This is a genomic window from Streptomyces sp. NPDC050315 (assembly GCF_040655775.1).
In the GTDB taxonomy this organism is placed as follows: domain Bacteria; phylum Actinomycetota; class Actinomycetes; order Streptomycetales; family Streptomycetaceae; genus Streptomyces.
The window spans coordinates 14668-39031 of sequence record NZ_JBFAKN010000015.1; the positions used below are offsets into that span (position 1 = coordinate 14668).

Genomic DNA, 24364 nt, shown 5'->3' on the forward strand with positions numbered 1-24364 from the left:
CGCCTGGAGCTGTCGCCGAAAGGGCCCTCAGCTCACGCAGAGAGAAGCCTTGGCCCCGGCCAGGCACGCGAGACGGTACCTCTGGGGATCCGCACCTAGGCCGGGTCCCGAATGGACGCCGGGGCCTGGGAGTCCTCGACGGCTCCCGGGCGCTTGGCGCCCCGGCGGGAGCGCACCAAGGGGTAGCCCAGTGCGAGAAGGATGAACCACACGGCGATGACGTACAGGGCCATGCGTGTGTCGGTTCCCCAGGCGATCAGCACGGTAATGAAGGCGAAGCACACCAGGACCAGCCAGTTGGTGTACGGAGCGCCGGGCATCCGGTAGGGGGACTGCGGCGCCTGCTTCGCCCGCGCCGCCCGGCGGTAGCAAAGGTGGGTCACCAAGATGATGCTCCAGATCGTGATGGCGCCACCGGTGGACACCGCCGTGATGTAGACGAAGGCATGGCCCGGGTCCACGGCGTTGACCCATACGCCGATCGCCATAACCACGGCGGAGGCGAGCACGGCCACCGCAGGCACTCCGCGCTTGCTCATCCGGGTCAGCACCTTGGGCCCGTGTCCATTCAGCGCCGCAGTGCGCAGCATGCGTGCTGTGGCGTACAGGCCTCCGGCGTTGCAGGAGGACAGCGCGGAGGTAAGGACGACGAAGTTGACGATGCTGGCGGCCGCAGGAATGCCGATCTTGCTGAATGCTGCGACGAACGGACTGGTGCCCGGCCGGAACTCCTGCCAGCTGACGACGGAAAGGATGACCAGCAGGGAGCCGAGGTAGAACAGGCCGAAGCGGAGCGGCAGGCTGTTGATCGCTCGGGGGATGTTTTTCGCCGGGTCCTTGGTCTCGGCGGCTGTGACGCCAACCAGTTCCACGCCGAGGTAGGCGAAGAGCACGATTTGCAGCGTCATCAAAGAGCTGCCGATGCCGTGGGGGGCGATTCCCCCATCGGCCCACAGGTGGGTGACGGAGGCCGTGTGGCCGGCATCGCTGAAGCCGATGAGCAGCACGCCGAGGCCGATGAGGATCATGCCGACGATTGCTGCGATCTTGATGAGGGCGAACCAGAACTCCATCTCAGCGAAGATCTTCACTGAGATGAGGTTGACGCAGGCCAGGACTGCGAGGGAGATCAGTGCGGTCTTCCACTGCGCGAAGTCGGGGTACCAGTACGTCACGTACTGTCCGGCTGCGGTGATCTCGGCCATGCCGGTGGTCACCCACATGATCCAGTAGGTCCAGGCTGTGACGTATCCCCAGAAGGGGCCGAGGTAGTCCCGAGCGTGGTCGGCGAAGCCGCCAGCGCTGGACCGTGCGGTCAGCAGTTCTCCCAGCGCTCGCATGACGAAGAAGAGCAGGACACCGGCTGCGGCGTACCAGATGATCAGACTGGGACCGGCCTGGGCGATCGCGGTGCCTGCACCGAGGAACAGGCCGGTGCCGATCGTGCCGCCAATGGCCATCATCTGCAGCTGGCGTGAGCCTACAGATCTCCGGTAGCCACCAGGGGCAGCGCTCTCGGCCGGGCCCGTTCCGGGCTGGCCTGAGCCGCCATGCGGGCTGGCGCCGTCTGCGGTCAGCTTGCTCAACTTCACGAGCCTTTCTCTTGCTTCGTGGGCTTTTGATGCTGGTAGGAGTGGCGGTGCCGGTGGGCTCTGCGCGTGGGAGTCGCTTCCTCACGCTCTGCTGGGCAGACGCGTACTCGCGAAAGTGGCGGCGGTCTGTTCCGGTGGGTGGCGTTGTGGGGCACTGGCGCAGGACGGTGGTCTGCTGCTCAGAGACACGTGACGAATGGGTACGGGGCGGTGCCGTGCGCAGTGGTGCCCGTGGCGAGGAACTGACAGGTCGGGACCGATGCGGTGTGCGACCGAGGCGAACGCGGAACCGCGCAATGGGGGGCGGTAGGACACTTGTGGTCGTGCACCTGACAGAGCCACAGCGGCAGTGCGGCCGTCGGCAAGGGAAGGCCATGGGCACCTGTTTCCCCCGGGGGAAACGCGCGTTGGCTGCGAGGCCGACTGTGCCCGAAGACGAAGGAGTCCCGGTACTGGGGAATGCTGGCCACGGTGCCGATGGGGAGCCGCCGGCTGCTTCATCGTGTGCCAGGGCCGTCCTTGCCCACCAGGCGCGGCCAGGTGGGCAAGGACGGCGGCCTCGTGTGCCGACATCGTCGCCCGGGCGGTTGCCCGCCGGTTCGTGCCCCAAGGCCCGCGGGCGCGGGGGGAGCTGGGGATGCCGGGCACCGGACCCGCATGCGCAGCGCAGCAGCCGATGAAGGCGAGTTCCACTGCAGCTCCTTGCACGCACAGGCAGAGCGCCCCCGCGGTGCCCCGCCAACGAACAGACTCCTCGGCCGTCTTTTGCTCACGGAGCTGTTTCCGGGCATGAGATTCGCAGGGGGGTAGACAAACTGTCAAGAGTTTGAATTCCCGGCCCGGCTTCGCCGGGCCGGGGCACATGGAATCTGTTGCGCGTTAAATTTTCACCAGTTGGCGAATCGGCAGTTTTCTGCCGGTGCGCTTGCGGTCGGACGTGGTAAGTCCGGCGGGCGCCAGGTGCTGGTCCCGGCGCCCTCGATTCACCCCTGCTCTGACGGCACCACCATGACAAGGCGCAGATCCGGGCAGTAGGCGGGGAGCAGTACCTGGCTGGTGACCTCTAGCTCCTCAGAGGAGACGTGCGGGAGCCGAAGCCTGTACCGGTGCCCTTGACGGTAGGCAACCACTCGGGTCTCCCGTTCCCACATCCGGCGGCATTCCGGGTCGACGAGTATCGACTGCAGAAGTGATTCGAGGCGATAATCGCGAGGCTCACAGGCCAACGCGAAGCGAAGCTGCGCCAGGTATATTTCCGCATGCTTTTCCCAGTCGACGAGCTGTTTCCGCGATTCGGGGGAATGGAATATCCAGTGCATGAGATTCGCCTCGGGTGAGCGCACCCATGGAAACCATTCAGCCATGCGTGAGTTGTAATCCACAATGTTCCACACGGCGTCGGTGAGGTACGCAAGATTGGTGGTAGCCGTGTCGGCCAGGCGGTGAAGGCCGAGCACCTCCTCGTCTCTCCCGCTCGACGCGACATCTGACGGCATGCCACCCAGCGTCTGCGAGTAGAGAGCCATCCGTTCATCCGGGCCGAGAGCGAGCGCGTCGGCGAGGCGGCTGACCCGGGAGGCGTTCAGGGCAACCTGCTCCCCTCCTTCCAGGTTCCGGTACCACCTCTCACTGACACCGACCTCAGTGGCGACTTCCAGCTGGGTGAGGGGCTTTCCACGCTTCAGCCTGTGCCCCGCCTCCAGCCGCCAGGCTCGTAACAGGGCAGGGAGAAGATCGGTGCGTCGCTGTGGTGCAGAGCTGTCGGGGTCGTTGTCAGTTCCGTGCTTCTGTCTCACCGGTACCTCCTCGGTCAGGCGCCGGAGCGCTATATATAGCCCCGCGGCCTCAGCGGGCGTGGGACTCAGGCGCCCTGCCCTGCCTGCCGTCCATGAAGCTGAAAAGCTCAGCGCGACGACAAGCTCAACATCACGAACTGGTTACCCGCAGCCTTTTCAGCTACCCCTGGCGTGCTTGGACGCAGGGCCGTTTCCGCATCTAACCAGCCACTGTTTGCGCTGGTCAGAGCCACATTGAAACAGTTCGAGCCAAGACCATAGCTGATGGTGCATCGACTCGGAGAGCACCCGTCTCCGGGTTCCGTTCTCTCTGCAGCAAAGCTGGACATTGGGGGAAGCTGGGCAACTTTTGACATCGCCGTCACGGCTCCGCAGCCGCCGGGGTGCGGCTCCTCCTCACTACCCGGCCACCTGCCTCTCCGGCGACTGGTCGAAGTCTCTGCGCAGGGGTGCCAGCCGAGAGCGGACAGCGCTTACGGCGACGGGGGTGGCGCCACAAGCCGTGTGGAGAAGCGCTCCAGCTCAGGGTGCGGTGTTTCAGCGTCGGACCAACCTGCTTATGGCGTTGGTGTGTTGTGGAGAGGAGAGCGACAGTGGTTTCTCGGTGCGAAGGAGATGAGTGATGGATGACTACTTGAGTCACGATGCTGTGGGCCTGGCGCAGTTGGTTCGTTCCGGTGAGGTCAAGCCCGCCGAGCTGTTGGAGGCAGCCCGTGCTCGTGCGGCTGAGGTCAATCCGAGGATCAATGCGATCATCGCCGAGTTCGAGCCGCCGGACGTGGAGGAGACACCGGACGCGCCGTTCGTGGGCGTCCCTTTCTTGCTGAAGGATCTCCACCAGGATCTGGTCGGTCACCCGACGAGCGACGGCTGCCGGGCCCTGGTTTCTGCGGCGCCGTCGGTGAACGCCACCGTGGTGCAGCGTTGGCTGGGTGCCGGGCTTACTGTCTTTGGGAAAACCAACACACCTGAGTTCGGGGCCAAAGGAGTCACAGAGCCGGTCTTGTTCGGGCCGACTCGCAACCCCTGGAACCTCGCTCATACCCCGGGGGGCTCCTCCGGGGGCGCGGCGGCGGCGGTTGCTGCTGGGATTGTCCCGTGCGCGGCCGCGAGCGATGGGGGCGGCTCTATCCGCATCCCCGCTTCCGCGTGTGGCCTGTTCGGCCTCAAGCCCTCGCGCGGGTTGGTGCCGGCGGGGCCCGCGGTTGGTGAAAGCCTTGGCGGAACGGCGACCAACGGCGTGGTGTCCCGCTCGGTCCGTGACACCGCAGTCATGCTGGACGTGCTGAGGGGATCCACTGCTGAGGCCCCCTACCTTGGGGCACAGCCAGGCAGAGCTCTTGCCGAGGAGGTCAGGCGTCCTCCCGGTCGGCTCCGGATCGGCATATGCACGGCCAGCGCCATCAACTCCCGGCCTCATCCGGAGGCTCTCGCCGCTGCGGCACACGCGGCTGACGTTCTGTCCGAGCTCGGCCACGACGTCGAGTGGCTCGAGCAGGCACCCTATGATGACGCGGCCTTGGCCCGGATGTTTCTGACGACTTGGTTCGCCTACATGGCGTATGCCGTTGATGATGCGAAGCGAAGGACCGGTGCTGATAACTCCGGCTTCGAGCCGGATACCTTGGTTATGGCTGCGTTGGGCCGGGCGATCCGCCCTGTCGAACTGATCCGCGCGATGGAACATCGCCAGGTGCATGTGATGCGCCTAGCGGAATTTCATGCCTCTTACGATCTGCTGCTCACGCCGACTACCGCGACACCTCCACCTCTCATCGGCGCGCTCACCCCTTCTGTCGCTGTCCAGCGGGCGCAGAAGGCTGTGCTGCGGGCCCGTGCTGGCGGGCTACTCAGGTTCACTCCGCTCGTCGATCAGCTCATTAGCGACAATCTCGGCTGGGTGCCGTATGCCCAGCTTGCGAACATCACCGGGCGTCCGGCGATGAGCGTGCCCCTGCACTGGTCCGGGGAGGGGCTGCCCCTTGGTGTGCAGTTCGTTGGTCGTCTGGGAGCCGACGGTCAGATGCTGCGGTTGGCGGCCCAGCTTGAGCATGCGCAACCGTGGGCACAGCGGCGGCCTGCTGTGTAGCAGGTGTCCGCGGTGAGCCGTCTTCGTGCGGGACCGCAAGGGCCGTCCTGTCCCACCGTGGTTTCTGGGAACGCGGCGCGGGGCTCAGCTTAGGTGGGCAGGAGACTGTCGCACCTCCTGGTCTCAAGAGCAGCAGCTCCGGCCGGTGGGTGCTGCTCTGACGGGGGGCCGCCTGGTCGAGTCGCTTGGAGATACGGCAGCGACTGAGGAAGAGCGACTGAAAGGTCGCTCCAGCGACTGGCTGTGAGGACGGATCCGTCATGAGTTTTTGTTAAATGTGCAGGTCAACATGTCATTCCAACCTAGACAGCGACTGAAGCGACTGAAGACTGGTATCTATGACACGCACGCGCACACGCGAATGTCGTCGTAATTCCGAACGAGAGTCGCTCCAGTCGCTGCCAGCCTCTCAAACGGCCCTGACCAGCGACTTCTGCCCTTTGAGGAGAAAGCGACCGAAGTCCTGTCGGTCGCTCAGGTTCGGTACTCAGCTCAGCGACTCCCCCTGACAGGGCTCGCTCGCCTCGCTCTCGCACCAGGGCGAGGCCGTTTTTCTGGAGGCAGGGAGCGACCGAAGCATGGAGCCTTGTTGATCGCAGCGACTCAAGCGACCCAGGAGTTGACTCCGCCCGGCAGTCAGGGCGGGTCACGAGGATGGCATGCCCGATGTTCGGTCGCTTGGGTCGCTCCCTGCCAAGAAGGAATGCCGGGCCCCGCGCCGACCGCCCTGGAACGAGGCTCCCGCAGCGCCGCGTAGACAGGGTTCGTCGTCGTGGTGCCTTCCTCCGCTAGCCTGTGATCGCAACAGTTCAGAACTAGAGTCGCTTCAGTCGCTGCGAGAGAGGCCCCGCCCTCCTGAGCTGGGCCTTTTCCCGCAGCGACTAAAAGGGCTCTGTCCCCACACGAATCGAAGGCCAGCCATCACCGAAGCACAGTTCCGCCCCGACATGGAGGCTGTCGCGCAGTGGTGCGCGACAGCCTGCTGGCCGGTGCATCCGCTGTCGCCCGGCCGCAAGACTCCCGCACGGAACTGCCCCCGCTGTGCCATGCCCGGCCACAGCCTTAAAGGCTGCCCTTGCCGCGCTGCCGGCCGCTGGTGTCACGGCTTCTACAGCGCGACCACCGACCCGGCACTGATCCACACCTGGTGGTCTCAACACCCGGGCTTCGGTGTGGGTGTTGCCTGCGGTCCGGCTGGCCTGATTGTCATTGACCTTGACACCCATCATGAGCAGTTGCCCGACAGAAGCCGCCTGCTGCCTGGCATTCCTGTCCATGACACGGTCGACCTCACCGGCTGGACCAGCGGCCTCCACACCCTGGCGGTGCTGGCTGCCCTCCGCCAAGCACCCGACCCAGCCACCGACGAGGAAACCCTGCGCGTCCGTACTCCCTCCGGCGGCCTGCACATCTGGTACCGGGAGGAGGAAGGGCGCACCTGGCTCTGCTCAACTGGCACCGGCAAGAGCCGGGCGCTGGGCTGGCAGGTCGACGTCCGCGCCACCGGCGGATACATCATTGCCCCCGGCACCACAACCACCGATGGCACTTACACCCCTCTGGGGTCCTGCCGAATTCCCGCTCCGCTGCCCCAGTGGCTGGCGCACGAGTTGGAACGCACCGGTCACCTTGAGCCTTCCCCTCAGTCCTCCCCCGCTGTGCCCCCCGCGACCGCGCCAGCTCCACGAGCCCGTCAGGCAGTCATCGCCGCGGGCGGCGGCCGCCAGCCCGCCGCCCGCACTCTGGCCACTGTCTTGGAGGAGGTCGCCGGCTGCGCCACGGCCCCCTCCGGCATGGGTTTCTCCGACAAACTGAACCGCGCCGCCTACACCGCAGGCGGCCTGGTCTCCGCCGGCCACCTCACCGAAGACGCCGCCCACCAAGCGGTTCTGGCCGCCGCCGACCACGCACGGCCGCACCTGCACTCCCGCTCGGACCAGATCATCCGCAACGGCCTGCGGGCCGGCACGCAACGCCCGCTCTACCCGGGAGGCCGCCCGTGACCGCCGCCTTCGACGCTGCCGCGATCGCACGCCAGATCTTGGCCCAGCCCCCCGCTCCGCTACCCACTCAAAGTCCCCCGCCCTCGGTCGCGCCAGAGGGGGCGGCGCTGCCCTACCGGGTGACCAGTGCCGGAGTGCTGCCCGACTCACTCACCGACCGCGGCATGGCCAAGACCTTCGCCCACCTCTACGCCGGCGACTACCAGCACGCCAATGGCCTGGGCTGGCTGAAGTGGAACGGCTACTGCTGGGTCCCCGACGACCACGACACCATCGTCTGGGCCGCCGGTGACATGGCCGAATCCCTCGCCACCACCGATCCCGACGGTATCCACACCGACGCCGACCTGCGCCGCGCCCGCCACCGCGCGATGTCCACCACCGGCATCAAATCCATGCTCCTGCAGGCCAAGTCTGCTCGCGGCATGCTCTTGGACGCCGCCGCGCTGGATGCCGATCCCCACGTGCTGTGCACCCCCGGTGGCATCGTCGACCTGCGTACCGGTCGAATCAACCCGCCCGACCCGCGCCGCGACTTCCACTCCCGTGCCACCTCCACCTCTCCTCAGGAGATGCCCACCCCGCGCTGGGAGCGCTTTTTGCAGGACACTTTCGGCGCCGACGCCGAAGGCCGGGAGATGATCAGCTACCTGCACCTGTTGCTGGGCTACTCCGTCACCGGCGATGTGGGTGCGCAGATCCTGGCCTTCCTGTGCGGCTCGGGCAAGAACGGCAAGAGCGTCCTGCTCGACGTCCTGGTCAAGCTCCTGGGGGAGTACGCGGATGCCGCGCCGCCCGGCTTTCTGATGGCTCGTCCCTTCGAAGGCCACCCCACTGACCTGGCCGAACTTCACGGCCGCCGTGTCATCGTCTGCTCCGAGCTCAAGGCCGGCGACCGTTTCGACGAGGCCCGTGTGAAGCTGCTCACCGGCGGCGATAAGCTAAAGGCCCGCCGGATGCGGCAGGACTTCTTCTCCTTCAACCCCACCCACAAGCTCTTTGTCCTGGGCAATCACCGGCCCGAGGTCAACACTGGTGGTTTCGCCTTCTGGCGCCGTATGAGACTTGTCCCCTTCGAACGCGTGGTCCCCGACGCCCGCAAGGTCGATAACCTGGCCGACATCCTCGTCACCGAGGAAGGCCCCGGTATTCTGGCCTGGCTCATCAACGGCGCCCGCCGCTACCTCAGCGGCGAGAAGGACCTCACTGGACCTGAGCGGGTACGCGTGGCCACCACCGCCTACGCGGAGACTGAGGACCACATGGGACGGTTCCTGAGCGAGTCTTGCAAGATCGACGCTGGCCTGCGCGCCGAGCAGAAGCACCTCTACCTCGCCTACGCCCGCTGGTGCGAAAGCGAAGGAGCCACCCCCGTCTCCTCCCGCGCATTCGCCGCCAGAGTCCGCGAAGTACTGGGCATGCGTTCCCCGAAGGACATGGCCACGTCCAACTCCAAGAAGTACTACCCAGGCATCGGCCTGATCGCTGATACAGACGAGGAGACCGTGTGAGTGCCCTGATCGACCCCGAGGACCTCACCCACGAAGTCGACCTCGTATGGCTGGAAGACACCGATGCCCTGGACTACGTCCGCCAGTCCTTGGACCGGCTCTCCGGCCGCCGCCGCAAGCCCGCCTATCACCGCGACGGCCGCCTGGTCGGGTACGCCATTCTCGGGCCCGAAGCCAAACCCTCCCGAGCCTCCGGCACCTACCTGCGCCGCGTCTTCTGGCTCGCACCCCACGACCGGGACCAGCAACCCAAAGGCCTTTACGAAACCGGTGCTCCCTCCGAAGCGGTCGACCCCCGCACCCTGCAGCCCGGAGTCAAGGGATACAAGACAGAACGCTCCGAAGGCGGGCCGGCATCCGACGCAATGCGCGAGATGGGGATAACACTTCCCAAGACTTAACGGCCGGCAGCGCGAGACCACAGTGCTTGTCATCTGCTTGCTGCGGTGGGAGCCCACTGCCCAGACGACGCTGCCTGAGCTCAGAGAGGTCCCTGTTCTCGTGTAGCTGGGCGAACGGACATGCAGTGCTCTTGTGACTGCCGTGATCGTCGGATATGCCCGCCCGGGTGGCTGCGGTCCCCCGACCCCGGGCCCGCGAGGGGCACCGACCGCTTCCCGGCTGTGACGGATTCGGCTGCGAACGGGGTTCATCAGTGCTGTGGATGACGGAGCTCGGAGAGCGAGTCATAAGTCGCCTGGCCGCGTGTCGCTGGGGCCTGGCAAGCGTGAGGGCCAGGAAGTGGGCGACGAGGGCCCGGGGGCGACGATCGGTGCCAGCTATAGGAGGACAGGGCCGACAAGGATGGGCAGTCGTCGTGACCATCGAGTGCCACCTCTCCAGCACAGGCGATGGCAGACTGTTCGGCTGGTGATTCTGGGAGCCAGTTCTGGCCCCACCTACGGGTGAGGAGTGGCCCCAGTGCCCTTGGCGGGAAAGGCGTTTGAGCGAGTTTTGGCCCCATCCGCGGGGTTGCGGTGGGAGGATCGGTGTGCTCCCTGCTCTTCCAGGTCCTGACCGAACGCGAGGAGAAGAACAGCGTCGCCATCGCATCCAACGAGAGCTTCAGCGGCTGGACGAAGACCTTCACCGACCCTCGGCTCTGCGCGGCCATCGTCGACCGGCTCACCTTCGGCGGCAACATCATCGAGACCGGGACCGACTCCTACCGGCTCGCTCAGACGCGGGCGCAACAGCAAGTCTCCGGCTAGTGACCATACTCGTGACCGACGGGGTGGGTCAGTCCTTACGGCCAGTCGCGGCGACGGTGACACCGAGACCGATCATGGTGAGGCCACCGATCCCGCCAACCAGAGAGAGCCGCTGCGGTGAACGGGCGAACCAGTCCCGAGCGGTGGCCGCGACGAGCCCCCACACCATGTCCGAAGCAACAGCAATGATGTTGAAGACCAGGCCGAGCACCAGCATCTGACCCGCAACATGCCCCTGCCCACGGTCGACGAACTGCGGCAGGACGGCGGCGAAGAACACGATCGTCTTGGGGTTGGTCACGCCGACCGCGAACCCCTCCCAAAACGTGCGCAGACCGCTCTGCCCAGCCCCCACACCCGTGACCGCAGCCTGCAGCGAACTACGCTCGCGCCATGCTTTGACGCCGAGATACACCAAGTAAGCGGCACCAGCCAGCTTGAGCACCGTGAAGACAAGCACCGAGCGTTCCACCACCGAACCGACTCCGAACGCCACGGCCACGATGAGCACATAGGCGCCGATCGTGTTCCCCACGACCGTGGTCAGTGCCGCACGGCGCCCCTGCGCAAGCGCACGCCCGATCACGAACAGCACGCTGGGACCGGGAATCACGATCAGCAGGAACGACATGGCCGCGAAGGCGAGTAAACGGTCGGCAGACACCATGAAGCCCATGCAAGCACGGGGAGAGCTCGCCCCTCCAGCCGATTGCCTCATCCCGGTCCGACCTCCCGGAGGCGGGGCCAAATCTCACTCCCCAAATCACCCCTCAAGATTCCCAAGTGGGGCCAAAACAGACTCCCAAGTGGAGCCACTTCACGCTCCTGCGGCCAGGCTGGCATAGCCGCGACGAAGAGCCAGGCCGCTTGCTGCGTAACCCAGCGCTTCCTGGAACGAATCAGCCATCTTGAGTCTGGAAACCGTCCGCCAGGATTAGAAACTCGTCACTCGCACATAACCTCCATGATCAGAAAAGCATTTTGGCTCCCCCGTTGAAATGCTCACGGCGGCCCGGCTCCTCCCCCTGAGCCGGGCCGCCGTGTTTGCTCCGGAAGGTTGACCCGGGTCGTACGGGCCTGTCTTGCTGTAGACAGACCTCTCGTGCCCTGCCACCGGTCGGCGCGACTTGCCCGACCGGCATCCGCACAGCTCACGGAGGACGCGGAGGAAGAGATAGCGACTCCTCCCCGTGCATCACGGAGGCTCGTGCACACCTCAATGGTGTTCCACTCACGTTGTGAGCGCGGTAAGGACTCCTGCTGTGCGTAGACGCCACCTTCAGCTGCGAGGAACGGCAACTGCGCATCCACCACTCTCCCGCGCAGCGGCACCTTCAGGTAGGGGCACCACCGAGGTGGTGCCCCGCCACAGCCGTTACGCCGCTGGTGAGGATGCTTGGTCTCCGCGCCGCCGATCCATGGCGCCGAGCAGGGAGTCGATGACAAGGAACCCAGCCAACGGGATGCCCAGAAGCGGGATGACGTAGCCGAGGAGGGCACTGAGCGCAATCAGCAGTGCGAGGACGTATCGCGGGACGCGCCGCCAGCCGCCGCGCGGTATCGGACGGCCGAAGGCGGATTCGCGCCCGCGCTGCCACCACATGCGGTAGCCCAGAACGACCAATACAGCCAGAGCAAGAGCCAGCACCGCGAGGACGGCCTGGTTGACGATGCCGAAGAGGGTGCCTGTATGGAGGTCGATACCCCAGCGGCTGAGCTTGGCAAGGAGTGGATAGTCGGCGAACCGAACGACATCGGTGACCTGGCCGGTCGTCGGGTCCACGGCGGCAGCGTCCTGCTTTTCCGGCCAACTGCGCTGGATCTGCTGGACCACGTAAGCGGACGAGTCGTCACCGGGCGGGACGATCTCCAGTGGGCTCGAGAGGCCCTCGGCCCGTGCGGCATTCCACGCGGCGTCCAGGCCGACGTCGTGCTTGTCGCTGTGACTCACGTCCTCGCCGCCCATGTCCATGCCGGGCATGTGCTGGTGCTCAGCGTGCTCGCCACCTGAGGCAGCGGACGCCGAGATGATGGGCGTCTCCTGGCCGAGGGCCGCACGCAGCTCGGTGATGTTGGCGCCAGCGTACGTCGACCACGTCAACCCCGTGGCCGAGAGGAAGAACAGGCCGACGGCCGCCCAGGCTCCGACCGAGCCATGCAGGGACAGAGTCCGCCTGCGCCCGCTGGCTCGGCGGACCTTTCGGGCCGCCCGACGGCGTGCAAACCACAGCATGAGACCGCCACCGGTGATCACCCACAGCCAACTGGCCGCGAACTCGCTGTAGAGCCGGCCCGGTTCGCCCAGGTGCAGATCGCGGTGCAGGTGGTCAATCCACGCCCGCAGCGGGAGAGCTCCGCTGGTGCCGTACTGCTCCAGCGCGCCACGAACTTGCGCGGTGTACGGGTTCACGAAGACGGCGAGCGTATTGCCCACCTCCGCTCCAGGGGTCCCGGCCAGCAGCACTCGCGTCGTGGTGCCAGCATCCGGCGAGGGGCGCACCGCGCTGACGGTGCCTTCGGGGTGGGCCCGGCGTGCGGCGTCCACCTGCTGTGACAGCGGCAGCTTCTGCTTCCCCTCAGGGACCCTCAGCTCATGCGCATACACAATTTTCTCGGCCTGGTAGGAGCAGGCGTAGAGGAAGCCGGTGACGGCGGCGACAAACAAGAAGGGGGCGACGAACACTCCCGCGTAGAAGTGCAGGCGCAATACCAACGGACGCAGCGATGGCCAGGTGGGCCGGTCCTCGGGAGGCGATGCGACCAGTCGGGTGGTGTCGCGGTCATCTTCAGCGGAATGCGGATCAAACGTAACGGACATAAGGGTTCCTGTCAGATGCGAATGCCCGGGCTCGAGCGCGCGCAGAAACGGCCGCGGGCATGGGAGTCCAGAGCAACGGCCCGAACGAGCACAAGCGGACTGTTGCGCTGTTGCTTGCATGCTGTGGTGCGCTGTTGATGCCGCGAATGTCGGCGGCAGTCGACAGCAGAGAGCCAGCTGTCGTCAGGCGACAGGTATCCCTTCAGGTGGCCCCCGAGTGGGGATCTCACACGAGAGCAAGAGGCAGTGTGGTGGCTGGTTCGTACTGGGATGCCGGGGGCGGCATCGCGGCCGATGCGGCGGAGCCGGCGCCTGCAGCCATTGCAGTGGCGCGATCAGCCTTCCTGCAAAAGCACGGGCGAGACGGAATGCGGCGCGCTCGCCGTAGGCCAGCCATAGGCCGCACACGGCTGCGGCCGTCAAGTGGGCCACGAGCATGGCGGCAGGAGACCAGCCATCCATGTCGTGCCCCGCACCCCTCACGGGCCCCATGAGACCGGCCGACGCGGCGGAGACCGCGTGGTGGCACATCGTTCCTATGCCGTCCGTGGCAGGTCCGGCGGATATCACGTGGTCCCCGGGCCCCGCAGACGCGGCCCCCGCACCCGAGAAGACAGACTTGATCAGGCCTCCGGCTGCGCACAACACCTGGTCCAGCCACCGCCGAATGAGCGGACCACCACGTGCTGTCGATCGGGCAATCACTGGGGCGAGCGAGAACCACGAGTGCAGAACCGCCTGCGCGGCCACCGTTACAGGCACCACGACGGCAACACCGCGCTCCCGGACTGTCAAGGGCCAAGCCATCCCGGCCATGAGCGCCGTTCCGGCGCTCAACGCCCACCAGGGCACCGGCGGCCCCGAGACCATGGAATGCCCCACAGCGGCGAGCAGCACGCACACCGCCGCGAACACCGCGGCGCGTACCGTGCGCGAACCCCACCCTGTAGTCACGGCCGGAGCATCGTCACGGCCACGAGTCGATAATCACGAACAGGCCCCAGAGTGACGAGGGCCTCTGCGATTCCCTCTTATTATTCGCTCGAGAGCGGCCGAAAAGGCCAGAAACTCTCAGGTCATGACATCAGCAGACGCAGTTGAACGCCTTCGGTCTGGAGCCGGCCACCGGTGCGGGCGGCATGGCCCACCAGGCACGGTTGATAGGGCGGGGCCTTTGTGGGGGGACTGACCAGGCGCCGCAGGCCCTGCAGCAGCGGCGGTGCGGTGGGCAGGCCGGCTAGGTCTCGCTGCTTCGGCAATGTCGTCGAAGGGTCTCCTGCCGCCGGTTGGCCGAGGCGGACCTTCTCCGCGCCCCACTTGCACGGTCGCTCCTTAAGGCCCCGCGCGGTCCACACGGCGGCAGCACGCTCTTGTCACGCGAACGCCTGGCTGACCGTGCGGGTCAGGCGGAGGTGCACTGGGCTGGGGGTGCGGGGCACTGGCCGCCTGTCACCGATGCGCAGCGGCGAGCCCGTCTCGCCGGCCCTGCCCTGCTGTAGACGACTCCGAGGTCGCAGCCGGGTGGGGCCGCAGCCACGTGAGCCTGCTCAGCTCCCCAGCTGGTGCGGTACGACCGGCCGTCGGCGTCGGACGGGCTATGGCCGGCGGCCCGCGGTGCCGGACGATTGGGTCACGTCGACGCGGCGGGAAGTGACGCCGAATCCACATTCAGTTCGGTGCGTCCATACGGGCCGATGGTGACGTGGTGCTGGGCGATGGCCGGCCGGCCGACGCGTGTCCACTCCTGGTGCGCTGCTTCGATCTCGTTCCACAGGCGGCGGGGGCCGTGTTGCTGGACGGCGAAGGTGTCCAGTTGACGGCCGTCGTAGTCGACGGCAGCCCAGGAGCTGGCGGAGTCGTCAGCCAGCCACAGTCGGATGTGCGTCTGGTCGGTCTGGGTGTCCCAGGAGTGCCACACATCGGGCACCCGCAGCCCGATGGCGAACTGGGCATCCAGGTCCTCCCCCGCCACAGCCCACGGCGAGAGCACACTGGTCGAGCGGTCCGGGATTTGGCCCTCACGCAGCAGGTCACGGTCGAGTTCCACGTCGGGGCGCTGGCCGCGCATGGTCATGTACGCGCCGTACGGCGCGAACCGACCGGATGCGGTGCCGTCTGCGCGCCGGGTGAGGGTGAGCGTGCCGTAGCTGATCCAGGCGCTGCTCCATGGCGTGATGATGCGGGCGCCCGGTCGGGTCTGCGCGAGCCACACTGCGGGGACGGTGCGTACCGAGCAGGTGGAGATGATCCGGTCGTACGGCGCGGCCGGCGCGTATCCGGCGGCGCCGTCGCCGGTGATGACGGCGGGGGCAAGCGCTGCGGCCTGGAGGTTGGCGCGGGCAGCGTCGGCGAGGTCCGCATCGACCTCGAGGGTGGTCACGTGCTCGTCGCCGAGCCGGGCGGCGAGGAGTCCGGCGTGGAAGCCGGTGCCGGTGCCGATCTCCAGCACCCGGTGCCCGTCGGCGAGGCGGGCTTCCTCCAGCATCCCGATGACGGTGCCAGGGGCGGAGGCGGAGGACAGCGGCTGCTGAAAGCCGTCCTCCTCCGCCATCAGTGCGGTGACGAGCGGTGCGTCGCTGTAGGCGGCCGACCGCCACCGCTCCGGCTCGTTGCTGCGGTCGCACGGTGCATAGCCGCCGGCACCGTCCCGAAGCCAGATCCGCTCCGGCAAGAACTGGTGCCGCGGCACCCGGTGCAACGCTTGCTGCCACTCAGTGGGCACGGGGTGGCCGAGCCAGTTGGCGACCTCGGCGAGCAGTCTCTCGACACCGGCTTCACGGGTGACGGCGGGTTGGGTCACTGCTGGTCCGGCTTCGGTGGCGGCGTTGGCTCCGGCGGCGGGACCGGTCGCCCCGGCTGCTGTCCGTCATCTCCGATGGGAGAGCGGTGTTTCAGGTCCACTGAGCACCTCCGGCGCTGTCACGGTCCGTGTGATTCACGCTACCGGAAGGCCAACAGCCGCCGCGAGACCGTCGGCCCGTCGTCGCGAGGGCTGCTCACTGATGGATGCCGAGGTCGCTCGGCTTGTTCGGTCCGAACGCGCTGCGGCTGCGCGTTGGCGCGCTGTCGTACGGGCAGCAGCGCCGCATCGAGCTGGCCCGGTTGGTGAGCGAGCTGGTGGACGTGCTGCTGCTGGACCAGCCCATCAACCATCTCTCCCCCTCTCTGGTGCAGGGGCTGGAGATGGCACTGGACGGCTACGCGGGCGCGGTGGTGCTGGTCACCCACGACCACCGGATGCGGGCACGGTTCACCGGCTCCCACCTGGAACTGCGCGGGGGCATCGCCGCCCGCAGGAGGTGAGGAAACGCCGTAGTGGGTGTTGACATCGGCAACGCCCACTACGGCTTCCTGTGTGCCCATCGCCCGGAAGAGTCGGCGCCGGCCGACCGCCGGCTGGTAGCCGCCCCGCGGGCGGGTGCGCGGCCGCGGCCCGCACTGGGAGGTCCACCGCATCACATGCCGGTCGTACCCGCCGGATGCCAGGCCGCGACCACGAGTTGGACAGGCGGCTCACCGGTATGGGTGAACATGGACGGGGTGCGGGCGGACAGGTGCCAGGGATGAACATGATCGGACGATTCGAACGGGTTATGGAACGCTGGACGAGTTCCGTGTGGTCCTCGGTGCGCAAGCCGGGGACGAAACCGATGGACGTGGTGGTCCGGCTGCACCGGGAGTGCGACGACAACGCCTTGATCATGGCGCGAGGGCGCACCGTGATTCCCAACTGCTTCTCAATCGAGCTGCCCGCGGACAGTCACCAACGACTGGCCAGTCACCGGGAGAAGCTTGGCCCCGAGCTGGCCGCCGAGATCCGGCGGTACGCAGCCGAGCGGTCTTACAGCTTCGCCGGCCCCGTCACGGTGGGCGTGGCAGCACATCCGGACGGTGGACGCGCCCGTTACCGGGTGCGCAGCCGCTTGGTCCCCTGTCACCTGCCGACGCACAGCGACGCCCCGACCATGGCCCTCCCCCAGGTGGCTATGTCTCCGCGGAAGGGAGGTTGAGCCGGTCAAGGGACCGAGAGGCTTGCCGGAGCAACGTGGTCACCCACAGATTCCGTTAGATTCGCCAGGTCCTGATGCGGTCGGCGGTCGCGAAGACGTCGCGCTCCCCGGCGAGCAGGTCCTGGGCGAGGGTGATCAGGTCGCCGTACGGCGGGTCGATGCCCTCCCCCGAGGCGTACATGTAGGCGAGTGCGATCGCGCAGGCGTAGCGCACGTTGTACGCCGGGAGCGGCTTGAGGAGGAGCAGGGTTTGGAACAGGGCGGCCGCGCGCCAGGCCGGGTCGGAGTCGATGCCGAGCCGGGGTGGGTCTACGCGGTGGCGGGCGACGGCGGCCACCAGTGCGGAGAAGTCGGAGACCATGGTCTGCTCGGGCAGGACGGCTTCGTATTGCTGGAGCAGCCAGCGGACGTCGATGTGGAGGATGGGCGCCATGGGTCAGGCGGCCCGGCCCTTCGGGCCCGCCGCGGGGCCGTCGTCGATGCCGGCGGCCGCGATGGCCTCGGCCAGCCCGGGGTCTGTGAAGCGGCGCCGGAATTCTTCAGCGGCGGCTTTGCGGGCCCGGTGGAGGGCTATGGCGTCGGCCGCGGCGGATCGCACGAACGCCTTCATGCTGACGCCGGTCTCTCCGGCGATCTCCCGCAGATCCTCAAGGTCCTGGTCGGAGAAATCCACATTGAGAGCAGACATGCTCCAACGGTACGGCTCCGGTACCGATGCGACAAGAACCGCTGGTCAAAGCGATGCAGCCTGGTACCGGAGGTGGCGGCCAGTCGCGTTCAGGGCCGACCAGGGCGAGATCCTGCCCGGCGTATGCCCGGAGGGTCGGCAGCTGGGCACCGTGATCGCCCCTTCGGAGCGACGGCTACGGTCCTGGTGTTCGCCTCGTTTCATTGGGCGCCGTAGACGGCCGCCATCTGCTCTGGTCAACGAGCCAGGACCGTGGATGGTCCGGTGCGACTTTCTGCCGGGTCTCGCCGCCCGGCTATCGCCTGTTCAACGGCTAGTTCAGCCAATGCAGCCTGTACGCGGACGTACGACACGGTCCAGACGGCCGCGAGCTGTAAAGAAGGCTGTCCGTGGCGCCTGCCCATGCGGCTGGCGCCACGGACAGCCCGCTACCTTTCCTGCTTTCGGCCGCGCCGCCATCCTGGAAGCAGTGCCGGACCGGCCCAAGGAGGCGGCGGTGGACAGGACCAATGGCAACCGGAACACCGAACAGCACGAGTCCGGCGACATCCCCGACACCGGGCAGCCCGACACCGGCAACGGCCAGGGCGACATGGGCGGCGGCGCACCCGCCGACGACGAGGATGACTGACTCCCTCACGGCTCTCGCTGAGGAACAACGCCGTCAGTGCGCCGACGAACTCGATGCGCACTTCCACGGCCAGACCTGGCTGCGCGAGTCCTTCCTCGCCGTGCCCCGCGAGCACTTCGTCCCGGACCGCGTCTGGTGGCCCCAGCGCGGTGATGACGACCTGTACCCGCTGATGGACCGCACCCGCCGCCCCCGCCAGTGGGTCAAGGCCATCTACCGCCCCGGCGCCCCGCTCATCACCCAGATCGACGACGGAGCCGTTGCCCCGGACGCCCCTGCCAGCAGCGACGCCTTCACCTCCTCCATCTCCTGCGCCCGCGTCGTCGTCACGATGCTGCGCCACCTGGACCCGCAGCCCGGTCAGACGGTCCTGGAGATCGGAACCGGCACCGGCTACAACACCGCGCTGCTGTGCCACCGCCTCGGCGACCAGGCCGTCACCAGCATCGAGGTCGACGCGGGCCTCGCCGCCACCGCCGCCCACCACCTCAAGGCCCTCGGCCTCCACCCGCACCTGGTGACCGGGGACGGCACGGAAGGACACGCAGCCAGGGCGCCTTATGACCGGCTCCTGTCCACCGCCTGCGTCCAACGCGTCCCCACTGCCTGGATCCAGCAGGTCCGCGCCGGCGGCCGCATCCTCACCCCCCTGACCACCCCGCTGGGCACCGACGCGCTCCTCAGCCTCACCACCGACGGCGCCGGCGGCGCCACCGGCCACTTGCTCACCGCGGTCAACTTCATGCTGCTGCGCAGCCAGCGCGAGCGTCGGCCGTGGAAGGAGCTGGGCTGGCCCCGCCTGGCCGACTTCCACGTCCGCATCGATCACGACGGACAGCACATCGGCGTACCTCCCCCATGAAGGCCGCCTCCCGTGTCGCGCGCACCGTGGCCGGGTGCCGTCTCCTCGCCCTCGCCGGAAGACTCCCCACCAGCCGCACGGGCCCCTAGACGGAGAGGTCCAGTACGCGTACCGGCTGACCGTGCCACCGGTACGGAGCGGTGGTGGCGACGATGGCCCCGTCTGGCCGGTCGACCGTGGGCTGCGCCGCGTACGCGGTGTGGGCAGCCGCCCAGGTCTCCTGGCGGGCTACCGCCAGGGCGGCGGGAAGATCGAGGTCGAGCACCGTGACGCCCGGCAGCGCGGCGAGGTGCTCGGCCGTGCCCGGCCGAGCACGGTCGGCCTCGACCAGCGCGCAGGCCGGGGCGTACAAGAACCAGCCCGGTTCGCTGTGCGCGCGGTGGATCAGCTGGGAGGCGAGCAGGTTGCCCTGGCCGGCGGCGGCCATCGCCGTGTCGTCGAAGACGATGTGCATCGCCTCGCTCACCGGCCGGCCGCCTGCATCAGACGGCGATCAAGCTCCGCATCGAGGTCTTGCTCTTCGGATGCGGTCGGGCTGTAGCCGTTCCACTTCTGCAGTGCAATGCGGGCGCGCTCGGCACGTTCTGCCCGCTCCTGCGGGGTGAGCAGGGAGTCGGCGAGACGCGCGAGATAGGCCCGCAGGGACAGGCCCTCGCTGGCCGCGATGGCGGCCAGCCGGTCCTTGGCTTCCTCGGGGATGCGGATGTTGGCGTCAGACATGATCACGCGTCTCAGCTAGCGGGTACGGGTACGTACCCGCACCCTATCGGCTCCGGCGCGGCCGAGACCGGTCGGCGCCGGCCAGACCGCCGTGCCGGCAGGACGTGCGCACTTCATCGGCGGCCTTCGTGGCCGCCGTCTGCCGTGAAAAGCTTGTCCAGGCTCCGCGCGCGGGGGTGCTCGGGGCCGGCGTAGGGAAGACGGCGCCAGCGCGGCAGGTAGTCGGGGTGGTCCGCGAAGATGGCGGCGGTGTCCATGAGCGAGTTCCAGACCGTGCCCAGGTCGATGAACGCGTCGCTCTGCCACGCCAGGCCGTCTTCGCGGTCGCATTCCCAGGCGCTCACGTGGTTCTCCAGGTCCAGGCAGTCCAGGTCGGTCAGGCGAGCCAGCCGGTTCAGCAGCCGCCGGGTGGGGCTGCCCGGCGGCTGAGCGGCGACCGCCTCCCGCAGCCGGGCGGCGAGGAATGCGCGCAGTGGCTCCAGCTCCGCCGCGGTGATCTCCAGCGCGCTCCGCGGGGGATCGGGCAGCGGGTTGCATCGGGCGGCCTCGGCCTTCAGCTCTGCCAGGTCAATGGCCCATTCGGACGTGCTCATCGTGGGTCTCCCCCCCGTGGCCGGCGCGGGACGACCTCTGGGATTGGCGCGTTCGGATAGGGAGAAGTTACCCGAAATGATGACCCCAGCCGGGGCAGATTTCCGGCCTCGCGCCGACTCTCGCTGGTCGGCCAACGGGCTTCGGCACAGCGAGCGGTGGCGAGAGCGAGAGGTCAGTCGTCTTACTCGCGCATCCGAAGTCAGCGGTCAGCGTGTGCCTGGCCGGCGATGTTCCCGCTGGACGTGCGGCACAGCTCGCCGACTGCCGCCTTGCAGTAAGAGCACGGTGCTGCGCTGGCTGCCTCGGTGTGCAGCCACAGGTTCTCCCGGGCGCTGTGCAGTTTGATCTGCTGCTCGCCGTTTTGTCGCACGCAGGGACTGCCGGGCTGCGCGTCGCAGTACGGGCACCTCATCCTCAGGGTTGCGTCGTGCCGTTCCTGGGCCGCCTTCCGGGCCTCCTGTTCCCGGGCCGCCTGCCGCTGCAGTTCCTCCTCCTCGTCGGCGCGGATTGCTGCCATGTACTCCTCATAGGAGTCGGGGTGGTTCTTACAAGGACCGTTACGGAGGTCCGATCGGCACCAGCCGCCCTTCTTCCGCTGCATAGCGCAGTGGAAGGGGAGCGGGGTCTCGCAGTGGTTCGGGCAGGCGCCGTGGCGCCGTGTGTTGTGGCGACAGGGCCGGTGGGTGGTGCGTCCGATGACTCCGCAGACGTCCTCGGAGCGCGCACTTTCGCCGGCCTGTGCGATGATCTCGGCGATCTCCGGCCAGTCGGTAGCCTGCTCCATTTTCCGCCACCACTCGGGTGTCGCCTGGAGGGTCACAAGGCCGGTCTCGTCAATGTCGTACAGGGCCTTGTCCATCTCGTTGGCGGTCGTCGTCATGAGGACTCCGATCTCGGAAGGTGTCGTACCGTCGCCCGGGCTCGCGCTCTTCGGGCCATGGTGCTCGTGCGACGTCGCGGTAGTAGTGCCGGATGCCGGCGTCTTGCCGGGCGGCCTGCCCGCCGCAGCCGGCCTGCCCGGATGCCGGTAGCCCTTCTTGCACGGACGCGCGGGAAGTGGGGGCGGGCTCAGTTGAGGGAGTGGTCGGTATAGACCCGCTGCAGGCTGTAGACCTGCTCGGCCACGACGTAAGCCGGCGCGATGACGAATTGCCCCGGCAGCGTCCGGTCGCACGAGGGCCATGCCTGCTGCCACTGCTCGTCAAGGGGTTCCCCAGGGAAGAGCTCGAAGTCCCACTCGTGGAGAAGCCTCGTCTGGGCTGAGCGTCGGCGCAGATTCAGGGCAGCTTCACAGAGCCGGGCAGCTTGAGACGCCAGTCGGTCGAGGCGTCCTTTACCCAGCGCTCTCAGGACACCTGCCGTGTCTGGCTCGTCCGGGCCGAAGAGCACGGCACTGATCTGGCTCATGAGCCATAGCGCCGTAGGGGTGCCACCGGGCACCGAACCGTGGAAGGTGGGCACGGCAGCTCGAGCCAGCCCTTGTACTTTCTGTTCCACCAAGGCGTCGTACTCGCCGGCGAGAACGTGGTGCGTGCTGTGGTCGTTGGAGGCTACGTCCTCGCGCTCGTGGGTCTGTGCAGCCATGAAGGTGTCCAGACGCCTCTCCAGCTGGGCAAGACGCGCGGATTGTTCCTCATATGCTCGTTGCAGGCTGATGTAGTCGCGCTCGAGGACGGTGAGACGGCGTGCGCCCTCATCCATCTCCAGATCCAGACGCCGCGTCCGGAGAGGGTGGGGAACCGTGGGGGCCTCAGGGGGCCTAAAGGTGCGGGCAGCCCAGGCGCTGTTGTCGTAGGTGTTCACCGATGTCCTTCAGGTCAGTAGTCGCTGTGGAAACGAAGGGACGTGGAGACCTCTTCACCGCTCTGGCGCACCACTGCGCGGGCCTTGACCTCGGTCTCTCCGAACCGCAGGTACACGGTGATGCCGCGGTCTTCGAGCGCAAAGGCCATGACCTTCGTCAGGTTGACCTTCATCTCGCCGAGGCGTGTACATCCAGGGGCAGTGACATAGCGCGGGTCGGGTTCTGTGGAGGACCAGAGGGCGACCGTGAGCCTCCTCGTTGCGCCTTCCACCGGCAGGTAGTCCTCGCGAGCTTCCTCGCTCACGTCGACGAGGTCGCCGCGGGTCACCAGCTTGGAGAAGCGCCTGCCGCAGCGCACCTTTCCACTGCCGTCGGTGAAGCGGTACTTCTCCTCATCAACGCCTTCCTCGAACTCGGGGGTGAACTCCACGCCGTAGGTCAGCCGGCTGCGGCGGGCGCGGGTGTGAGGCTCGTAGGCGAAGTGGGCGGCGCCGTACAGGACAGCGGCCCCGGGGTCGGGAGGTACGAGGACCTGGGCGCGGCCCTTGAGGTGCTTCTTCACCGCGTGTTGCAGCAGAGGTGAGGCTCCGAAGCCGCCGACCAACATGACGACGGGCTCTCGGCTGTCTGGCCGGGTGGTGTTACCGACCTCTTTGAACTGCTCGTCGATGAGGTCGAGGATGTCGGGCACGACGTTGTCGAACAGCTTCCTGGCCTCGTCCGCGGTGACCACGATGGCGTCGGTGACGCCGTCCTGCTTGCGTGCCAGGCGCTTGCGGATGGTGGCCCCGATGCGCCGGTCGACCGCTGTGGGCAAGGTGAGGTAGATGGGGTCCGTTTCGTCTGGGCCGAAGTGGAGCTTCGCGCGCTCCCAAGCTTCGGTGAGATCCAGCAATGCCTCCGGGTGCTGGTCGGCGAGGTCTTGCAGGACCTCCAGCTTGCCGAAGCGATCCAGGAGATGTTCGTCGCGGAAGGCGCGGTTGATCTCCTCCGAGCCGTATGGCCCGCCGATCGGCAGACCAATCTCCACCATGCGACCGTCCGCGTCGTTCTCGTACGCCGTGAGGTCGACGGTGCCGCCGCCGCAGTCCACCACGATGAACCGGCAGCCGGGCTCCATCAGGCTGGTCCCGCTGCCGTCCTCACTCTTGTTTCCGGCGACGTTGACGCCGGAGACCCGCGCGTAGTGAGCGGCGGCTTCGGGTTCCAGCGCGAGGACGAGGCGGCCGTCCTCAGCCGGGAGGCCTGCCTTTGCGGCGATGTCGCGCATCGCCTGCTTCTGCTCGTCGGTCCAGATCGCCGGCACCGTCAGGCACCAGCGGATGTCGCCTTCGTCGTATCCGCTGGCCCGGATCTGCGAGACGGCTGTCTTGTACAGGTGCCGAAGGTAGGCGCCGATCAGCGCTTCGGCGCCCTCCCGGCGTGAGCCCGAGAGGTCGACGCGACCCAGGCCATCATCTTCGGCTACGCGACCTGCGTCCGCGCGGTCCTCATCGTCATCGTCCAGCTCCTCATCCTCATCCTCCTCGTCGTCGTCATCGTCGTCTTGCTCGTTGTTCTGGGCAGCGTCGCCCACCTGGTCTGTCTTCTCCTCGGAGGGAAAGCGGTCGGCAACGGCTTGTTCCAGAAGCCCCATTTTGAAGCCGCTGTGGTAGCGCGGGGCCTCAGTCCCATGAGCTTTGCTCAGCGCGCGACGACGCGCGTCGTACCCCCATGCTGCTACCTCACCGTCCGGGTCGATCAGTAGCGCGGTGAGATTTTTGACTGACGCTACGGGCTGACCTGCCCACGAATTGAAGAAATTGACTCGACGCTCGCTGGGGTCGTCGTTCCTTCCGCCGTACGTCACCCACGCGACTCCGGAACCATGTGTGCCGAAATCGATCCCTACGACGACCTTTGGCAAGACCATGCAGTACCTCCACGGTGTTTCGCGCTAACGCGTGGCGCTCAGTCGCGGCACCGGGTGCACCGCTGCGTCGCACAGTGACGCAGCGGTGCCAAATCAGGCAAGCCAGCAGGGCTGATGCCCTAT

General features: G+C 67.4%; 20 protein-coding genes and 2 pseudogenes. 9 read left to right on the plus strand and 13 right to left on the minus strand.

The window, feature by feature from the left end; all coding sequences use genetic code 11:
* Nucleotides 1-95: 95 nt before the first annotated feature.
* Nucleotides 96-1586 carry an amino acid permease gene (locus AB0I82_RS35115; protein ID WP_363261548.1) on the minus strand — a complete coding sequence of 497 codons (1491 nt, stop codon included), beginning with the start codon at nt 1584-1586 and terminating at the stop codon, nt 96-98.
* Nucleotides 1587-2575: 989 nt separating this feature from the next.
* A complete protein-coding gene (locus AB0I82_RS35120; RefSeq protein ID WP_363261549.1) occupies nt 2576-3388 on the minus strand; it encodes a helix-turn-helix transcriptional regulator in 813 nt (270 codons plus the stop codon).
* A gap of 622 nt (nt 3389-4010) precedes the next feature.
* Here AB0I82_RS35120 and AB0I82_RS35125 point away from each other — a divergent pair.
* The 5 genes and pseudogenes from AB0I82_RS35125 to AB0I82_RS35145 all read left to right on the plus strand — a co-directional run.
* Complete coding sequence (locus AB0I82_RS35125; protein ID WP_363261550.1) at nt 4011-5477, plus strand: amidase family protein; 1467 nt, start codon at nt 4011-4013, stop codon at nt 5475-5477.
* Between the two features lie 947 nt (nt 5478-6424).
* The gene (locus tag AB0I82_RS35130) at nt 6425-7480 is read left to right on the plus strand and encodes a bifunctional DNA primase/polymerase (protein ID WP_363261551.1); all 1056 of its coding nucleotides are present in this window, start codon (nt 6425-6427) and stop codon (nt 7478-7480) included.
* Between the two features lie 164 nt (nt 7481-7644).
* Entirely contained in the window at nt 7645-8991 is a 1347-nt protein-coding gene (locus tag AB0I82_RS35135; protein ID WP_363261621.1) for a phage/plasmid primase, P4 family, read from the plus strand.
* On the plus strand, nt 8988-9392 hold the full coding sequence (locus tag AB0I82_RS35140; RefSeq protein ID WP_363261552.1) for a DUF6009 family protein: 405 nt from the start codon (nt 8988-8990) through the stop codon (nt 9390-9392). Before AB0I82_RS35135 ends, AB0I82_RS35140 begins: the two co-directional genes overlap by 4 nt.
* A gap of 597 nt (nt 9393-9989) precedes the next feature.
* A pseudogene (locus AB0I82_RS35145) lies at nt 9990-10202 on the plus strand (ATP-binding protein); the annotation flags it as partial.
* Between the two features lie 28 nt (nt 10203-10230).
* On the opposite strand, the gene AB0I82_RS35150 reads toward AB0I82_RS35145, so the two are convergent.
* The 3 genes from AB0I82_RS35150 to AB0I82_RS35160 form a co-directional block, all read right to left on the minus strand.
* Nucleotides 10231-10869 carry a LysE family translocator gene (locus AB0I82_RS35150; RefSeq protein WP_363261622.1) on the minus strand — a complete coding sequence of 213 codons (639 nt, stop codon included), beginning with the start codon at nt 10867-10869 and terminating at the stop codon, nt 10231-10233.
* Between the two features lie 708 nt (nt 10870-11577).
* On the minus strand, nt 11578-13020 hold the full coding sequence (locus tag AB0I82_RS35155) for a PepSY domain-containing protein (RefSeq protein ID WP_363261553.1): 1443 nt from the start codon (nt 13018-13020) through the stop codon (nt 11578-11580).
* Between the two features lie 1630 nt (nt 13021-14650).
* A complete protein-coding gene (locus AB0I82_RS35160; RefSeq protein ID WP_363261554.1) occupies nt 14651-15820 on the minus strand; it encodes a methyltransferase domain-containing protein in 1170 nt (389 codons plus the stop codon).
* Between the two features lie 215 nt (nt 15821-16035).
* On the opposite strand from AB0I82_RS35160, the pseudogene AB0I82_RS35165 reads away from it, so the two are divergent.
* Both AB0I82_RS35165 and AB0I82_RS35170 read left to right on the plus strand, forming a co-directional pair.
* Nucleotides 16036-16323: pseudogene (locus AB0I82_RS35165) on the plus strand (tylosin resistance protein TlrC); the annotation flags it as partial.
* 260 nt (nt 16324-16583) lie between these two features.
* Nucleotides 16584-17030 (plus strand): DUF3662 domain-containing protein, encoded by a 447-nt coding sequence (locus AB0I82_RS35170; protein ID WP_363261555.1) that lies wholly within the window; start codon nt 16584-16586, stop codon nt 17028-17030.
* Nucleotides 17031-17085: 55 nt separating this feature from the next.
* Here AB0I82_RS35170 and AB0I82_RS35175 read toward each other — a convergent pair whose 3' ends face one another.
* Complete coding sequence (locus AB0I82_RS35175; RefSeq protein WP_363261556.1) at nt 17086-17463, minus strand: toxin Doc; 378 nt, start codon at nt 17461-17463, stop codon at nt 17086-17088.
* A 3-nt stretch (nt 17464-17466) separates the two neighbouring features.
* Nucleotides 17467-17718 carry a hypothetical protein gene (locus tag AB0I82_RS35180; RefSeq protein ID WP_363261557.1) on the minus strand — a complete coding sequence of 84 codons (252 nt, stop codon included), beginning with the start codon at nt 17716-17718 and terminating at the stop codon, nt 17467-17469.
* Between the two features lie 496 nt (nt 17719-18214).
* On the opposite strand from AB0I82_RS35180, the gene AB0I82_RS35185 reads away from it, so the two are divergent.
* Together AB0I82_RS35185 and AB0I82_RS35190 are read left to right on the plus strand one after the other, a co-directional pair.
* A complete protein-coding gene (locus tag AB0I82_RS35185; protein ID WP_363261558.1) occupies nt 18215-18349 on the plus strand; it encodes a hypothetical protein in 135 nt (44 codons plus the stop codon).
* Nucleotides 18342-19211, plus strand: a complete 870-nt coding sequence (locus tag AB0I82_RS35190) for a methyltransferase domain-containing protein (protein WP_363261559.1) — start codon at nt 18342-18344, stop codon at nt 19209-19211. The genes AB0I82_RS35185 and AB0I82_RS35190 overlap by 8 nt, the downstream gene beginning before the upstream one ends.
* Nucleotides 19212-19296: 85 nt before the next feature.
* Here the strand turns inward: AB0I82_RS35190 and AB0I82_RS35195 are convergent, their stop codons facing one another.
* From AB0I82_RS35195 to AB0I82_RS35220, 6 genes are all read right to left on the minus strand, one after another.
* A complete protein-coding gene (locus AB0I82_RS35195) occupies nt 19297-19677 on the minus strand; it encodes a hypothetical protein (RefSeq protein ID WP_363261560.1) in 381 nt (126 codons plus the stop codon).
* Nucleotides 19674-19931 carry a hypothetical protein gene (locus tag AB0I82_RS35200; protein WP_363261561.1) on the minus strand — a complete coding sequence of 86 codons (258 nt, stop codon included), beginning with the start codon at nt 19929-19931 and terminating at the stop codon, nt 19674-19676. Before AB0I82_RS35200 ends, AB0I82_RS35195 begins: the two co-directional genes overlap by 4 nt.
* Nucleotides 19932-20044: 113 nt before the next feature.
* On the minus strand, nt 20045-20524 hold the full coding sequence (locus AB0I82_RS35205; protein WP_363261562.1) for a hypothetical protein: 480 nt from the start codon (nt 20522-20524) through the stop codon (nt 20045-20047).
* A gap of 200 nt (nt 20525-20724) precedes the next feature.
* Complete coding sequence (locus AB0I82_RS35210) at nt 20725-21405, minus strand: hypothetical protein (RefSeq protein ID WP_363261563.1); 681 nt, start codon at nt 21403-21405, stop codon at nt 20725-20727.
* Between the two features lie 188 nt (nt 21406-21593).
* A complete protein-coding gene (locus AB0I82_RS35215; protein ID WP_363261564.1) occupies nt 21594-22328 on the minus strand; it encodes a hypothetical protein in 735 nt (244 codons plus the stop codon).
* A 14-nt stretch (nt 22329-22342) separates the two neighbouring features.
* Nucleotides 22343-24241 (minus strand): Hsp70 family protein, encoded by a 1899-nt coding sequence (locus tag AB0I82_RS35220; protein ID WP_363261565.1) that lies wholly within the window; start codon nt 24239-24241, stop codon nt 22343-22345.
* Nucleotides 24242-24364 lie beyond the last annotated feature (123 nt).

Bases quoted from the DNA above. Each gene is read 5' to 3' on its own strand.
- AB0I82_RS35125 (WP_363261550.1), top strand. From the start codon at position 4,011: ATGGATGACTACTTGAGTCACGATGCTGTGGGCCTGGCGCAGTTGGTT.
- AB0I82_RS35130 (WP_363261551.1), top strand. From the start codon at position 6,425: ATGGAGGCTGTCGCGCAGTGGTGCGCGACAGCCTGCTGGCCGGTGCAT.
- AB0I82_RS35135 (WP_363261621.1), top strand. From the start codon at position 7,645: ATGGCCAAGACCTTCGCCCACCTCTACGCCGGCGACTACCAGCACGCC.
- AB0I82_RS35150 (WP_363261622.1), bottom strand. From the start codon at position 10,869: ATGGTGTCTGCCGACCGTTTACTCGCCTTCGCGGCCATGTCGTTCCTG.
- AB0I82_RS35155 (WP_363261553.1), bottom strand. From the start codon at position 13,020: ATGTCCGTTACGTTTGATCCGCATTCCGCTGAAGATGACCGCGACACC.
- AB0I82_RS35170 (WP_363261555.1), top strand. From the start codon at position 16,584: ATGAACATGATCGGACGATTCGAACGGGTTATGGAACGCTGGACGAGT.
- AB0I82_RS35175 (WP_363261556.1), bottom strand. From the start codon at position 17,463: ATGGCGCCCATCCTCCACATCGACGTCCGCTGGCTGCTCCAGCAATAC.
- AB0I82_RS35180 (WP_363261557.1), bottom strand. From the start codon at position 17,718: ATGTCTGCTCTCAATGTGGATTTCTCCGACCAGGACCTTGAGGATCTG.
- AB0I82_RS35190 (WP_363261559.1), top strand. From the start codon at position 18,342: ATGACTGACTCCCTCACGGCTCTCGCTGAGGAACAACGCCGTCAGTGC.
- AB0I82_RS35200 (WP_363261561.1), bottom strand. From the start codon at position 19,931: ATGTCTGACGCCAACATCCGCATCCCCGAGGAAGCCAAGGACCGGCTG.
- AB0I82_RS35205 (WP_363261562.1), bottom strand. From the start codon at position 20,524: ATGAGCACGTCCGAATGGGCCATTGACCTGGCAGAGCTGAAGGCCGAG.
- AB0I82_RS35210 (WP_363261563.1), bottom strand. From the start codon at position 21,405: ATGACGACGACCGCCAACGAGATGGACAAGGCCCTGTACGACATTGAC.
- AB0I82_RS35220 (WP_363261565.1), bottom strand. From the start codon at position 24,241: ATGGTCTTGCCAAAGGTCGTCGTAGGGATCGATTTCGGCACACATGGT.